Below are 13,620 nucleotides of genomic sequence, written 5' to 3'. Positions count from 1 at the left end.
CCGGAAAATCGGTAGTTTATTGATTAATATTTCATTTAACCTCCAGTTTTTAAAATTATAATAAATGAAAAAACTTTTATTCCTTCTTCTGCTTCCCGCTTTAATTTCCTGCGGAAATGATAAAAATTCTGAAGCTGAAAATACCGAAACCCAGGACTCGCTAAAAACCGAAAAGGAAGAGGAATTTAAAGTTTTAGATTCAAAAAATATTTCCCAGGATTCTCTTTGGTCTCCTTTTGAAAACGATTTAGCAGAATTTTCTGAAGAAAAATATCAATCGATAAAACCGCTTATTTTCGATAAAAATATTCCTGAAATCCAGGAAGCAGTCAAAAAGGGGGAGCTTACTTACGAGGAACTTTCCCTGTTTTACTTATATCGAATTAAAAAAATTGACCGTGAGAATGAACTTTCCTTAAACTCGGTTATTTCTCTGAATCCAAACTTGCTGGAAGAAGCACGAAAAAAAGATAAGCAATTAAATAATTCAGCAGAAAATCATTTGATTAACGGAATTCCGGTTTTGTTAAAAGATAATATCAATACGCAAAATATGCCAACAACAGCGGGAGCTATTGCGTTGCAAAATAATCAGACCGAAGATGCTTTTATAGTTCAAAAATTAAAAGAAAACGGTGCCCTAATTCTTGGAAAAGCCAACCTAAGTGAATGGGCTTATTTCTTTTGTGGAGAATGTCCCAGCGGTTACTCGGCGGTTGGCGGACAAACCTTAAACCCATACGGAAGAAAGATTTTTGATACCGGTGGTTCCAGTTCGGGTAGTGCAGTGGCGGTGGCGGCAAATCTTGCTCCTGTAGCAGTAGGATCTGAAACTTCAGGATCTATTCTTTCGCCTTCCAGCCAGAATTCGGTAGTAGGGTTAAAACCAACTATCGGTAATTTAAGTCGGGGTGGGATTGTGCCTATTTCCAGCTATTTAGATACTCCCGGACCTATGTCAAAATCAGTTATAGATAATGCAATTTTATATTCAGCAATGACTGGGAAAGATGTTGAAGATACGCTTTCAGTAGAAGTAGAGGATACCGATTTCAATTTTGAAAATACAAGTTTGGAAGGAAAACGATTTGGTGCTTTTAAACAATTAATAAAAGAGGATTCTCTTTACAAACTGGCGGTGAACGATCTAAGAAATGCAGGAGCCGAAATTGTAGAATTTGAAGCCGAAGAAATTGAGCTGGAAAACTTTTTGCGTTTGCTAAGCCTGGATATGAATAAAGATCTACCCGAGTATTTTGAAAAATATGGTGGTAAAACAGGTTTTGCTTCGGTAGACGATATTGTGAAATTCAATTTAAAAGATTCTGTGAGCAGAATGCCGTACGGCCAAACCCTGTTTGATGGAATCTTACACGAGTCGGCTGATTCTACCAATCTTGATTCTATAAAGAATGATTTAAGCGAGAAAGGAAAAAAGTATTTTGATACTCCCATGCAGGAACACAATTTAGACGGAATTTTATCCATAAATAATTATCACGCTGGTTTCGCAGCGGTTGCTCATTATCCCGCAATTACCGTTCCTATGGGTTATAACAAAGATGGCGCCCCAAAAGGTCTTACATTTTTCGCAAAATCATCTGAAGAAAATAAACTTTATCAGTGGGCTTTTGCTTACGAAAAGGCTTCCAAACGTCGACAATCCCCAAAAAATTACGAGTAAATGAAACAACGGAATTTGAAAGCGCTAATTAGCAAGATCATTTTGTTCTACAGCATATTTTATGGCGCTATGAAGATTATTGCCGTTTTATTTCAGGACGCTTGGCCCATGCCAAACCTTATTATGGCAATTCCATTTGTGATTTTTGCCGTTATAGGCGGGATTATGCTTAAACGCGATACTTATTCCTGGGTTTATGTAGCTGCAGGGGTAATTGTAATAAGTATAGTTCGGTATTACGAAATGCAATGGCTGCAGCAATTGCACCAGTATTTTAATTAAAGTATGTCCGTTTTTACTCATATGGTCAAAATCATGAATAAATCGTCATGCTGTCCCGACCCTTCGGGATATTTCAGCATCTAACATAGCATGAGGATACACTCAACTTAGATCCTGAAACAAGTTCAGGATGACGACCATTTTAAATTATGACTTTTTACGGAGAACAAATCTATTACTATGAAACCTGAAAAAAAGTACCCTTCGGAAGTTTATTTAAACGGAAAATGGCTGAAACCCGATGAGGCTTTTGTTTCGGTTTTTGACCGTGCATTTATGTTTGGCGACGGAATTTATGAAGTAACTCCATTTTATAATGGAAAAGGCTTTAAGCTGAAAGAACACCTAAAACGCCTGCAATATTGCCTGGACGAGATACAGGTTGCTTTTGATGCATTTTCCCTTGAAAAATTAATGTACGAAGCTATAGAACGCGCCAATTTAAATGAAGCTGATGCGGCGGTTTATATACAGGTAAGTAGGGGAGTTGCCGCCCGAAGCCATTTTGTTCCCGAGAAGATTGAAACCACCGTGTTGCTGTACGCCTTTCCCGTGACTTTAGAAGGTTTTGAAAAGAAAACCTGGGAAGTAATAGCCACAGAAGATAAACGCTGGCACCGCTGCGATATAAAGTCGACAGCACTTTTGGCGAATGTTATGGCCAACGAGGAAGCCATCGCTGCCGGGTTTGCCGAAAACCTATTGGTGCGCAAAGGTTATTTTACTGAAGGTTCGCATTCCAGCTTATTTTTTGTAAAATATGGCGTAGTACATACCCATCCCGAAGGCCATAAGATACTCTCTGGTATTACCCGCGCCGAGGTGATTAACATCTGTGCCGACTTAAATATAAAAGTGGTTGAAAAACCTGTACATATTGACGAATTGGTAGAAGTAGAGGAAATCTTTGTTACCGGCACCACCACGCAAATTATTCCTATAAGTTCTATTACTCACAAAAACAAAAAAGTCTACAGCGCTCAAAAAGACAGCCTTACAAAAAAATTACAGGAGGTTTTTATTAAGAGGACGAGGGAGTAGGTTTTATAATAATCCGTTCATAGAATTCAGAAAAATAAAAGGAAAAACTCGATTACAATAATAACAACGGAGCAATAAAACCAATCCTTACTTCATTTTTATTATAACTGGAGACATCAAAATTTTGTGTAGCAAATTCAGAATAATCAAAATAACGGCCAATATAAGCAAAGAAAAACCGGAGATCAATATTTTTAAATGGGCTGTAATACACGGTTGGGATCATTCCGTAGCTTCGTCTTATGTGCTCATTGCTTGCTTTTATATCATCGTAGGCACTGCTCGTCATTAGCGTTAGTAAACCGGTAAATTTTGGACTAAAACGGTATTCTGCCCTTATCCAGTTTTCTATATATAAAACATCTTCGGCTATAGATTCGTCATCAACAATACTGGTGAGAATGCCTTTTGTATCTACTTCCTCATAACTGTAGTGAAAGTCATACATTAGGCTGAAATTCTTGTTTTGATATTTGTGTCCTAAAGTAAAAAAAGTAGTTCCTCTTTTTTTAACTTCATAAGAATGGCTTAAACTATAAATGGTTTCCAGTTTACCATCAAAAAAACTTCCGCGCCAGTTTGCCACAAAAGCCACCGGCCAATCTGGTTCCTGGATATTTTCAGCAACAATATCCCCATACAGATCATCGTAATGCATCGTTCGGGAGTTTAAAACCTGGAAACCAAAATTATGATTCTCTAAAGCCTGGTAGGTAATTCCGGCCCCGGTAACAAAAGCCAAAACATTGTTGTAAACATCATTATATTCCAAAACATACAACGGACTGAACTCGTATTCATAACCGCCGTAAAATGGATTCATTTTTCCAAGTCTAATATTCAGCTTTGGGCTGGCTTTAATATCTATAAACGCCAGTTCTATATCGCTGCCTAATCTATCCAGGGTTTGTACATCGCTATTTCTATTAAAGCGGTTTCTAAATGTAAAATTTACCCTTTCGTGTAATTTTCCGGAAATTCCCAGAGCCGTAAAACCATTAAGAAATTGGATCCCATTGTAATAGTTATCTCCACCTCTAAAGGTATATGCCTGGAATCCCATACGCATACCGAAGGTAAAATTGATATTTTTTAAGAGCTCTATTTTGTTTGATGGGATAAGAGGTTCACCCAGACTGTCTTTTTGTTGCGAGAACCCCAACAAGGGAATTAATAAAAGCAGACTTATTAAATATGATTTTACCATAAGAATTGGAAGTATGGGTTAGAAAGGAAATTATTCCTTAGGAATCTTTATAAATCTACTAAAATTTAACTAACAATTAGAAAAGCTCTGGAATTTTAGCAAATGTTTGCCGATTGCTGGCGTCTATTGTTTCCGGGAAAATAGTTTTCAGGCTTCTTCTTTTTTACTCGATAATCGAGATTTAAATGCTCCGAGGCTTGCCTCGAACGAAAAGATAATTTTTCCACTCATACCTCGTGGGCTTGCCCCGAGGTTCTTGATTAAAACGAAACACCAAAACTCTTTGATAATAACTCCTCAAGTTCCTCGAGCTCCAATTTCAATTCCTGGTGGTTTTCTGATAAGGATAATTCAGACTTATCTTTCCGAAGCAACTTTTTCAATTCAAGCGTTTTAAAGTGAAATGATTTGGATTGTAGTTCAATTTGTAAAGTTGCTACTTGTTTTTCAATAGCTATCTTTTTTTGCTTAACTACAGCAATCACTTCAGTGGCCTTATCAAAAGTCAACTCCTTTTTTTCTACAGATTTCAAAACTCCACACTCAAAATTTCTACATGCTTTCGGTCTTTGAGAATAAATATTACAACCATTGCAGCCAAGTTCATTACAGGGTAGAAAAAACATTCCATTTTCACCCGTTTGTTCAATATCCATCAGCTGTTTTACTGGTGCTAGCTCTTCTCTATCGAGCTGTACAAAACCAATTAAAGTACCATCACAACATAAACCACAAGCCAAACAGATATTTGTTGGGTCACTCATATTTCCTGAATTTTAAGCTGTCTAATATAAATTGCTTATTCATATCCGGCTAATGTAGTGTAAACATAGCCGTTTACGCAGGTATAATTTCCGTATTTGTTTTTAATTGAAATTTTTTAGTCTTCTGACTTGAATTGGTGGCTAACGGTTATGGTTTGTAAGTTGGCGGGTGTAGTGACGCGCATTGTTGGCTTAGACCTGGTTTGTTGGTCAAGTTAATTATTTTCTAACGCTATCTGCTATTGGCAAGTGATCGTTGTTATTGTTGCGCGTTTATGTTCTCTTAATTTCTTTAGTAAGTTTATCAATACTTTTGACTAAATCATGGGTTGTCTTAGTTATTATATCATTCTCTTGTGCTAAATGATCTAAATCAATATCAATTACTTCGCTAAATTCCTTATTTGTAGCAACATCTTCGTAGAGAATTTTAATTTGAAAATTTCTATTTTCTTCTTCTTTGAAAAATGTATTCATAGAATTAATTGCAGTTTCAACTTTTTTTCCTGGCGGAAAAAATTGGATTGGATTTTCAAATAGAGTTTGATTTAAAGATTTACTTTGAAAGGTAACTATATCTGGTTGTAATTTAACTTTGACATTTTTTGCAGGTGTTTTACCAATATTCTCTACATAAATCTTTAAAACTTGTCTTTCTTTGTAAAAATCTGCAATTATATATGGTCTCTTTTCTAAATAATTCTGAGTTTCTATTCTTTGTAACATTTCCCAAGTAAATACTACATAGAAATAAGTCAGAACTATCATTCCAAAACTCAAATAATCTGTTGCTTTCCAATTAACTTTATCAATAATATTTAGAACTACAAATACTGCAATTAAGATTATTGGAACTATTATTCTAAAAATTGTCTTCATAAATGCGCTACAATTCTTCTTATCCCGTTTAAACCAAAGGTTTAACTAAAAGCCTACCGGGATATGCTTAGCTTTTCAAATATAAATTATTGTCAAGGCTTAAAACTGTGGGAAACCGTAATTTTTGGGCTATTTACCAACAGGTTTTTAACTTTTTTATTAATACAATAGCGAGTTTTGTTGATGAATCGGTAATAATTAAAACAACCTTAGTGCTAATCTTCCAAAACCCCGGCTTCTTTTAAGTATTGTAAAACTTCCTCTTTAGGTAAAGCTTTTATAGTTCGGCCTTTAAATCCGGTAGTGGTTTCGGCCATAAATAAAGAATTTAAAATGGCTTCTTCGGTGGCTTCAATGGCAGCCATAAAAAGCGGTGACATCAAATCGTTGGGAACCAGTTCTTGCTCCAGGGTTTTAGTTTCTATTTTATACGGAACCCTCACACCTTCCGCAGTAGAAAAAGCGATCACATAATCGCCGCTGCCGTTGGAAGCAATTCCACCGGTTTTTGCGAGTCCGAGGAATGCTCGTTTAGCCAGGCGTTCCAGGTTTCGGTTGTTCAGTGGTGCATCGGTAGCTACCACCATCATACAGGAACCGTCTACATTATTCTGTAAATTATTGCTAAAACTGTAGTTTCCCAGCTTTTGTCCCACCGGTACGCCGGCAATTTGCAAAACCCCGCCAAAATTACTCTGCACCAAAACACCTAAAGCATAACCGCCCAGGCTTTCAGGCAGTTTTCGGGAAGCTGTGCCAATCCCGCCTTTATAACCAAAAGCGATGGTACCCGTGCCGGCGCCAACATTTCCTTCAGTCACTTTCCCGATTTTTGCATTTTGAATTGCTGAAATTACATCTGCATTGGTCACATGTTGTCCGCGAATATCGTTTAAATAGCCGTCATTAGTTTCGCCTACCACAGCGTTTACCGAGCGCACGTTTTCATTGCCGGGCAGGTTTAGTGTATATTTTATCAACGCATCCATCGCGGTGGGAACGTTTAAGGTGTTGGTAAGGATCACAGGAGTTTCCAGGTTTCCCAGTTCATTAATTTGTGTGCTGCCGGCCAGTTTTCCAAAGCCATTTCCCACAAAAACCGCTGCGGGTACTTTCTGCTGAAAAATATTCCCACCATGCGGAAGAATGGCCGTCACGCCGGTACGCACCGAATCTCCTTTAACCAGCGTAGTATGCCCAACTTTTACCCCTTCAACATCGGTAATCGCGTTTAGCGTTCCTCTTTGCATTACCCCAATTTTCAACGGAATTTCTTCTACACGCTGCTGTGCGTTTAAGGTATTCAGCATTAAAAACAGGAGGGAAGTGAGGAGGATATAATTTTTCATTAACGATTCGATTGTTGAGTTGTTCAAAGAATGGAAAGTTACAAAATAGTTCTTATGGTATATTTTGAAATTACTGAACGGGTTTTTAACCATAACGGCCTAATTTTATTTCCGTAGCAAAACCAGGCTGATTGTAAACGGTGGGCAGTGAAGCATTGCCTGGCGCAGCGGTTGCAATGAGCAAGATAGGCAATCAGCGTAGTGTTTTCAAGGAGAGAAAAGTAAGTCTGGCGTTTTTTGGTTCTTTTTTGAGCAATGCAAAAAAGAACATAGAGAAATATATTCTATGCTATTCCTTTCAATATTAACCTGCTGTAGTTCAAATTATAGATTGTATCTTTGCACCCGCTTTTGGGAGACTGTAAAAAAGTTTTTAAAACGTCATCCTGAACTTGTTTCAGGATCTAGGTTGGTCACAATGCAATCATATTAGAATCCCGAAGCAAATTCGGGATAAAGTCTGAAACAAGTTCAGCTTGACGAAAAAAAGATTTAGAAGCAGCTTTGAAAATACAATATAATTATGAGGACAAAGTCGATAAAGAAGAACCGTATTAATGTAGTAACCCTTGGTTGCAGCAAGAATGTGTATGATAGTGAGGTGTTGATGGGGCAGCTTAAGGGCAACAATAAAGACGTGGTGCACGAGCAGGACGGCAATATTGTGGTGATTAATACCTGCGGATTTATAGACAATGCCAAAGAAGAATCGGTGAATACCATCCTGGAGTTTGTAGAACAAAAACAACAGGGAGAGGTAGATAAAGTTTTTGTAACCGGGTGTTTAAGCGAGCGTTACAAGCCAGATCTTCAAAAAGAAATCCCTGATGTAGACCAGTATTTTGGAACTACAGAACTTCCCGGCTTATTAAAAGCGCTGGAAGCCGATTATAAACACGAATTGCTTGGGGAGCGTCTAACCACAACACCTAAGAATTACGCTTATCTTAAAATTGCCGAAGGTTGTGACAGGCCCTGTTCTTTTTGTGCGATTCCGCTAATGCGCGGTGGCCATAAATCGACTCCAATTGAAGACCTGGTTACAGAAGCGAAGAATCTTGCGGCAAATGGCGTAAAAGAATTAATACTTATCGCACAAGATCTAACCTATTACGGGCTTGATCTTTATAAGAAAAGAAATTTAGCCGAATTGCTTGAAAACCTGGCTAAGGTTGAAGGCATTGAGTGGATTCGTTTGCACTATGCATTCCCAACCGGTTTCCCAATGGATGTGCTGGATGTGATGAAGCGTGAGCCTAAGATATGTAATTATATAGATATTCCGTTGCAGCATATCAATACTGATTTGTTGAAATCTATGCGGCGCGGAACTACGAGCGAAAAAACTACAAAACTGCTAAAAGATTTCAGGAAGTATGTACCTGAAATGGCCATTAGAACCACACTTATTGTAGGTTATCCGGGAGAAACCCAGGAGCAGTTTGAGGAAATGAGAGATTGGGTAGAGGAGATGCGTTTTGAGCGTTTAGGCTGCTTTACTTATTCTCACGAAGAAAACACACACGCCTATAATTTGGAAGACGATGTGCCACAAGAGGTAAAACAAGATCGTGCCAACCAGATTATGGAAATACAGAGCCAGATTTCCTGGGAATTAAATCAGCAAAAAATTGGTCAGATCTTTAAAGTGGTGATCGATAGAAAAGAAGGAAACTACTTTGTAGGTAGAACCGAGTTTGATTCACCGGATGTGGATAACGAAGTTTTAATCGATGCCACTTCCGTTTACTTAAAAACCGGGGAATTCTACGAAGTAAAAGTGACCGATGCCGCTGATTTCGATCTATATGCGGAACCAATTCACGCAGCTCCAAAACCACAAAGAAAGGAATTGAAAGTAAAGAGCGTTTAAAATCTCCTGGCTTTAGTTTCCGTTTGGGTGAAAAGCTTAGTCATTTTAAGGGAGAAATCTACCGCTTTGAATTTATTAAATTCCAAAAGGATAGGTTTCTGGTGTTAATTCATTTTGTGGTTGCAATTTTAAAGGGTGCAGTGCCGTGGTTTTATCAATATGGATAAATGCATCATAACGAGCCGATATTCTTGACGGAACATAATTGCCACGCTCCCTTTCCGGGTGGTAAACTACCCCAATCGCACGGTGTTTTATCTTTTCAGAAAAAGCATCATTTAATTCCTGATCTTCATCAAAAATCATAAGTTTATTTTCCGCCCCGCTTTTATGTAATCTATATTCCAAACTGTTTGGGATTGCTTCTGGAACTTTCATTTTTTGCATGGGTGCACCCCAGTTTCTACCGGCCATAACAGATCCTGAATAAGAACCAAAACCAACCAGTACCACACCTTCTTTGCTGTGCTGTTCCCTTACTAATTGGCCAACATTTACCAAACCGCTTGCGGCCATATCTGTAGCCCTTGCATCTCCAATATGAGTGTTATGCTCCCAGATAATCACTTTAGCCCCATCAGGGTGATGATCCATAAGTCGGTTTAATGTTTCAACCATATGCCGATCGCGAACATTCCAGGAATCGTCACCAAACCCGGCCATAGCTTTATAATATTTTTCAGCGTTTGCCATAACCAAAGCATTTAGCTCGGCATTTAAACCTGCTTCTTCTGCGCCGTCATAACTATGCGCTTTTTCTCTCACTTGTTTTAGCAATTGTACCACCTCATTTTTACAATCTCCTTTTGAAGTAGAGAAAACAGAAGCATAAGAATCTTTTGCTTTAAAAGGTTCAAAACAATTAAGAGCATCTTTTGCTAATTCAGCCGTTTCCGGGTCTTCTTGCTGGAGATAATTAACTATAGAATTCATAGATTCCCAGAGGCTATAGACATCAAGACCATAAAATCCAATTTTTTCTTCCTGCTTTCTCTTCAAATTAAAATCTTTTAACCAGGTTGCAAAAGCGGCAATTTCCCAATTTGCCCACATCCAGGTAGGCCAGCGATTGAATTCTTTTAATACCTCCTGAATATTTTCTCCTGAATTCTTATAAGATTTAATCCATTTATTGATCTTATAACAATCTGGCCAGTCTCCTTCAACCGCTATAAAAGAGAATCCTTTTTCTTTTATAAGACGTTTTGATATTTGTGCTCTCCAGGTATAATATTCGTGGGTTCCATGACTGGCTTCCCCCAGAAGTACATATTTTGCATCTCCTATTTTTTCCAGTAAAGGATCTAAATCGGCAGAATTTTCCAGCCGGTGATAAAATTTTTCAATTTCAGGCTTTTGAATTTTATCTGAAGACAAACTTAGCATATTAGGTTAATAGTCTTAAGATAAGCATTTATGCAGAAAACAGGATTTTGGGAGATTATAAAAAAAGTATAAAATCCTTCAGATTAAGAGGAGAAGTTATTGATAAGAATTTCAGGATTTGGAGTTGCTGTTCCTCTTCCTTTTTTTATAATCCAGTAATATATAAATAAGATAGGCAACCAATCCTATTCCACCTATCCAGTAGAGCCCGTCTTTTAATTTAGAAGGGTCTTCAGCAAAATAAGCGATGGCTATAGTTAAAGGCACCATTCCGCAGAGGGTGGCATAAATAAACTTTTTTAAATCCATTCCCAGCATACCCGCGATAAAACTGATAGAATCGTTAGATAAAAAGGGGGAAATCCTGAATAGAATTACCGATCCAAATCCATAATTTCCAATCCAGAAATCCATTTTCTTCAAATTATCCTCCCCAAATATTTTAGTAAGAAATACACCTTTTAATTTTTCGCCAATAAAATATCCAATATAGGAAGCAAGTACCACACCCGTTAATGAAATAAGGCTTCCCCACCAAACACCGTAAGCCATAACCGCCACGATTATGGGAATCCAGGAAGGAAAAATAATTAAGAACATTTGAAGAATAATAAACAGAATAATAGCTACCGGCCCCCAAACGCCAAAATCCTTGAAATATGCCCGGGTTATTTCTGTATTACCGTTGGTTAAAACCCTTACAGTGGTATCTACAAAGTCTTTGAAACCTGGGAGTGTAAAGTAAGCTGTTAGTAATAAAAGTAATATTACCCCCGAAAGAATAAAAGAAGAATATTTGGAAGCTGAATTCTTCAAACCTTATATAATTTTAAATAGAAATAAAAAGTTACAAAATTATATAAGATTGATTTTAAACTTAATAGCTTTTAAAGTAGAAATTCCCCTCCTTTTGGCTCTCTGTTTTAATTATACTGATAGAAAATTCCCTGCGGAAATGGCGTCCATAAACAGGCTTTAAGTCCGGAGGCTTTTAATGCAGAATTCGTCCAGGTATTACAGGTTTTAAAAAGGTGGAAAGAAGTTTCAGCTAAATAGAACGCATCATCCTGATAATAGTGTAAACCTGAAACAGGTTGAATTTCTCCCTTATTTTCAGCGTTTACAGTTTCTAAAATATAGTCAGTTAGCTTTTTATATTGATCTTTTGAAACTGAAATTTTAACCAGGTTTTCTGAAACTGGTACTTTTTGATAAAATTGCGTGTGTAATGCACTTTGTGATCTTAGAAAAAGCGCTTTAAAAGCAACATTGAGTTTTATATCTTCCCACTGCGGGGTATTTCGGTAAAAATTAAGATCACCCCAACCAAACCCTATAAATTCAGAATTCTGCGGATTTGATAGGGTGTGCTTAGGTCTAAATATGCTATCCCAATTGATGATTTTAGAATGTACCGGAAGCAAAATATCGGTATGCATATCCTGTTTATAGAGGTAGATATCAATATTTGCGTTTTTAGTTTCAAATTTAGAATTTACGGGAATTAACGAACCAATTAATGCCATCACCTGATAAACTATAACGGGAGATAAAAGGATCAAAAGGAATTTGAAGAAGTAGCGTAAAGCTTGTTTCATTCTTTTAAGATATTGAATTTCGTTCAGTTTATCATATTTCTAGTTTGATAAGAATAAAACGTAAATAGGTCATTTTTTATAAAATTAATCATCATTACGAACGGAGTGAAGTAATCTGTCAAATTCTATTAATGGTCTACAGATTGCTTAGTACCTCAGAATGACAAAGATTATATCATGGAAAATTCAGCTTTTGTTTTTGTTATGGATTTGAAAGTCATCATTATTTTATTCAGTTTAAATTTTTAAAATAATTATTATCTTTCCTGTAATATTCTAAAACTTATGCCACAAATTTCTAAAAAAGTCACTTTTTTCCGAAGAAACTATTTCTTCATTATGGGAGGAATTTGGGGATTAATGGGAGTTTTAATTATTATTTTTCAGGTCATGGACGTTATGGCTTATGGTTACACGCTTATCGGACTCATTTATGCCGTTGTAGGATATTTGAAAAGAGATCTGGCATTAGAATTTATAAGCTGGGATGATGAAAAAATAGAGATTAGTGAGTGGCAGCAAAGCACACGATCTTATAAATGGGAGAATATTGACGGAATTAATGTTTCATCAACTAATCTAACTATTAAATCGGGACCGGTTGATGGTACTATGGTGGAGCTTAAAGCTTATACCGAAACCGATATTGAAAAACTAAAAACCGAATTGATTCCCGCGCAAACTTTAGCGACTGCCTGATGCAAAAAATAGTAAAACATACCAGCTTTTTTAAGAAGAATCTATACTTTATTCTCGCGGTTTTCTGGCTTCTTTTGGGCCTGGCAAACTATATTTTTGTTGAGGGAAGTGTAGCGATTTTAATATCTTCCCTGTATTTAGTTTCCGGTTTACTGTATTCCTGGCTTGCGTATAAACAAAAAGATAGAAATACAGAATATATTGCCTGGGACGATGAAAAATTGATTCTAGCGAGGTTACATCAAAAACCTAAAACTTATAAATTTGGCCCGGAATTAAATATTCACGTAAGCAATTACCACTTGATTATTAAAGCTCCAAAAGCTAAAGGAGATATGGTTGAATTAAAAGGATTTTTAGAAGAGGACTTAGATTTACTGCGGGAAAAATTTGGGAAGCAGATTATGGCCTAATCTCTAATTTTTGAAACCAGTTTAAAATCAATACTATCAGCTTTATTTAATTTATATTGAAAAATAGCTTCTCCGGCTATATGCCCATCTTCGTAAGCGGCCCAAATAAAACGCTGATTCAAAATTTCAGTATCTATAAAACGCATCGTTCCGCCTAAAACAGATTCTTTAGGAATAAGTTGAGCATTTCGTTCTAAAGAGGTTACAATAAAAGTTTCAGGGTTTTGCATCGTATCAAAGTCTTCAGTAAAAACTATAGGATTCCGACTTTTCAATAATCTTAATTCTTTTTCCAGCGAATCATTTTCAATCTTTAAATCGTTAAGATCGGCTTCAAGATTATCTATTCGCAATTTTGTTTTTTCCTTTTCCGCTTCGTTAGTGCAACTAAGTAATAATACTATTGCTGGGAGTAAAAATATCTTTTTCATAAGTCAAAATTAAT

14 protein-coding genes are annotated in these 13,620 nt (G+C 36.7%); 6 read left to right on the top strand and 8 right to left on the bottom strand.

What is annotated here, in order from left to right; all coding sequences use genetic code 11:
• The first annotated feature begins 64 nt into the window (after positions 1-64).
• The 3 genes from B4F31_RS00600 (at position 65) to B4F31_RS00590 (ending at position 3,007) form a co-directional block, all read left to right on the top strand.
• On the top strand, positions 65-1,684 hold the full coding sequence (locus B4F31_RS00600) for an amidase family protein (protein WP_286760348.1): 1,620 nt from the start codon (positions 65-67) through the stop codon (positions 1,682-1,684).
• A complete protein-coding gene (locus B4F31_RS00595) occupies positions 1,685-1,966 on the top strand; it encodes a hypothetical protein (protein WP_075327389.1) in 282 nt (93 codons plus the stop codon). It abuts the gene before it with no gap.
• Between the two features lie 180 nt (positions 1,967-2,146).
• Complete coding sequence (locus tag B4F31_RS00590; RefSeq protein WP_286760347.1) at positions 2,147-3,007, top strand: aminotransferase class IV; 861 nt, start codon at positions 2,147-2,149, stop codon at positions 3,005-3,007.
• A gap of 52 nt (positions 3,008-3,059) precedes the next feature.
• Here B4F31_RS00590 and B4F31_RS00585 read toward each other — a convergent pair whose 3' ends face one another.
• The 4 genes from B4F31_RS00585 to B4F31_RS00570 form a co-directional block, all read right to left on the bottom strand.
• Positions 3,060-4,214 (bottom strand): porin, encoded by a 1,155-nt coding sequence (locus B4F31_RS00585; protein WP_286760346.1) that lies wholly within the window; start codon positions 4,212-4,214, stop codon positions 3,060-3,062.
• A gap of 260 nt (positions 4,215-4,474) precedes the next feature.
• On the bottom strand, positions 4,475-4,978 hold the full coding sequence (locus B4F31_RS00580) for a YkgJ family cysteine cluster protein (protein ID WP_075327386.1): 504 nt from the start codon (positions 4,976-4,978) through the stop codon (positions 4,475-4,477).
• A gap of 273 nt (positions 4,979-5,251) precedes the next feature.
• Positions 5,252-5,857, bottom strand: coding sequence for a hypothetical protein (locus B4F31_RS00575; protein WP_286760345.1), 606 nt, complete (start codon positions 5,855-5,857; stop codon positions 5,252-5,254).
• A gap of 215 nt (positions 5,858-6,072) precedes the next feature.
• A complete protein-coding gene (locus B4F31_RS00570) occupies positions 6,073-7,206 on the bottom strand; it encodes a P1 family peptidase (protein ID WP_286760344.1) in 1,134 nt (377 codons plus the stop codon).
• A gap of 523 nt (positions 7,207-7,729) precedes the next feature.
• On the opposite strand from B4F31_RS00570, the gene rimO reads away from it, so the two are divergent.
• On the top strand, positions 7,730-9,079 hold the full coding sequence (rimO, locus tag B4F31_RS00565) for a 30S ribosomal protein S12 methylthiotransferase RimO (RefSeq protein WP_075327383.1): 1,350 nt from the start codon (positions 7,730-7,732) through the stop codon (positions 9,077-9,079).
• Positions 9,080-9,154: 75 nt separating this feature from the next.
• On the opposite strand, the gene B4F31_RS00560 is transcribed toward rimO, so the two are convergent.
• From B4F31_RS00560 to B4F31_RS00550, 3 genes are all read right to left on the bottom strand, one after another.
• Complete coding sequence (locus B4F31_RS00560) at positions 9,155-10,456, bottom strand: erythromycin esterase family protein (protein WP_198036115.1); 1,302 nt, start codon at positions 10,454-10,456, stop codon at positions 9,155-9,157.
• 120 nt (positions 10,457-10,576) lie between these two features.
• Complete coding sequence (locus B4F31_RS00555; protein ID WP_075327382.1) at positions 10,577-11,281, bottom strand: TVP38/TMEM64 family protein; 705 nt, start codon at positions 11,279-11,281, stop codon at positions 10,577-10,579.
• A gap of 107 nt (positions 11,282-11,388) precedes the next feature.
• Positions 11,389-12,063 (bottom strand): TIGR02117 family protein, encoded by a 675-nt coding sequence (locus tag B4F31_RS00550; RefSeq protein ID WP_075327381.1) that lies wholly within the window; start codon positions 12,061-12,063, stop codon positions 11,389-11,391.
• 285 nt (positions 12,064-12,348) lie between these two features.
• Here B4F31_RS00550 and B4F31_RS00545 point away from each other — a divergent pair, with 285 nt between their 5' ends.
• The gene (locus B4F31_RS00545; RefSeq protein ID WP_286760343.1) at positions 12,349-12,762 is read left to right on the top strand and encodes a hypothetical protein; all 414 of its coding nucleotides are present in this window, start codon (positions 12,349-12,351) and stop codon (positions 12,760-12,762) included.
• Positions 12,762-13,175 carry a hypothetical protein gene (locus B4F31_RS00540; protein WP_075327379.1) on the top strand — a complete coding sequence of 138 codons (414 nt, stop codon included), beginning with the start codon at positions 12,762-12,764 and terminating at the stop codon, positions 13,173-13,175. Before B4F31_RS00545 ends, B4F31_RS00540 begins: the two co-directional genes overlap by 1 nt.
• Here the strand turns inward: B4F31_RS00540 and B4F31_RS00535 are convergent.
• Positions 13,172-13,606: a hypothetical protein gene (locus B4F31_RS00535; protein WP_075327378.1), complete on the bottom strand. Its 435-nt coding sequence runs from the start codon at positions 13,604-13,606 to the stop codon at positions 13,172-13,174. The two genes, B4F31_RS00540 and B4F31_RS00535, sit on opposite strands and share 4 nt — an antisense overlap.
• Positions 13,607-13,620: the final 14 nt, after the last annotated feature.

Origin of the sequence: Salegentibacter sp. UBA1130 (assembly GCF_002311535.1) — a bacterium.
GTDB lineage: Bacteria > Bacteroidota > Bacteroidia > Flavobacteriales > Flavobacteriaceae > Salegentibacter > Salegentibacter agarivorans.
This window is presented reverse-complemented; position numbering and strand designations above follow the sequence as displayed.

What these genes read in the sequence shown, in the direction of transcription:
- B4F31_RS00590 (WP_286760347.1), top strand. Translation starts at nt 2,147, where the DNA reads ATGAAACCTGAAAAAAAGTACCCTTCGGAAGTTTATTTAAACGGAAAA.
- rimO (WP_075327383.1), top strand. Translation starts at nt 7,730, where the DNA reads ATGAGGACAAAGTCGATAAAGAAGAACCGTATTAATGTAGTAACCCTT.
- B4F31_RS00545 (WP_286760343.1), top strand. Translation starts at nt 12,349, where the DNA reads ATGCCACAAATTTCTAAAAAAGTCACTTTTTTCCGAAGAAACTATTTC.
- B4F31_RS00600 (WP_286760348.1), top strand. Translation starts at nt 65, where the DNA reads ATGAAAAAACTTTTATTCCTTCTTCTGCTTCCCGCTTTAATTTCCTGC.
- B4F31_RS00575 (WP_286760345.1), bottom strand. Translation starts at nt 5,857, where the DNA reads ATGAAGACAATTTTTAGAATAATAGTTCCAATAATCTTAATTGCAGTA.
- B4F31_RS00580 (WP_075327386.1), bottom strand. Translation starts at nt 4,978, where the DNA reads ATGAGTGACCCAACAAATATCTGTTTGGCTTGTGGTTTATGTTGTGAT.
- B4F31_RS00540 (WP_075327379.1), top strand. Translation starts at nt 12,762, where the DNA reads ATGCAAAAAATAGTAAAACATACCAGCTTTTTTAAGAAGAATCTATAC.
- B4F31_RS00570 (WP_286760344.1), bottom strand. Translation starts at nt 7,206, where the DNA reads ATGAAAAATTATATCCTCCTCACTTCCCTCCTGTTTTTAATGCTGAAT.
- B4F31_RS00535 (WP_075327378.1), bottom strand. Translation starts at nt 13,606, where the DNA reads ATGAAAAAGATATTTTTACTCCCAGCAATAGTATTATTACTTAGTTGC.
- B4F31_RS00595 (WP_075327389.1), top strand. Translation starts at nt 1,685, where the DNA reads ATGAAACAACGGAATTTGAAAGCGCTAATTAGCAAGATCATTTTGTTC.
- B4F31_RS00585 (WP_286760346.1), bottom strand. Translation starts at nt 4,214, where the DNA reads ATGGTAAAATCATATTTAATAAGTCTGCTTTTATTAATTCCCTTGTTG.
- B4F31_RS00550 (WP_075327381.1), bottom strand. Translation starts at nt 12,063, where the DNA reads ATGAAACAAGCTTTACGCTACTTCTTCAAATTCCTTTTGATCCTTTTA.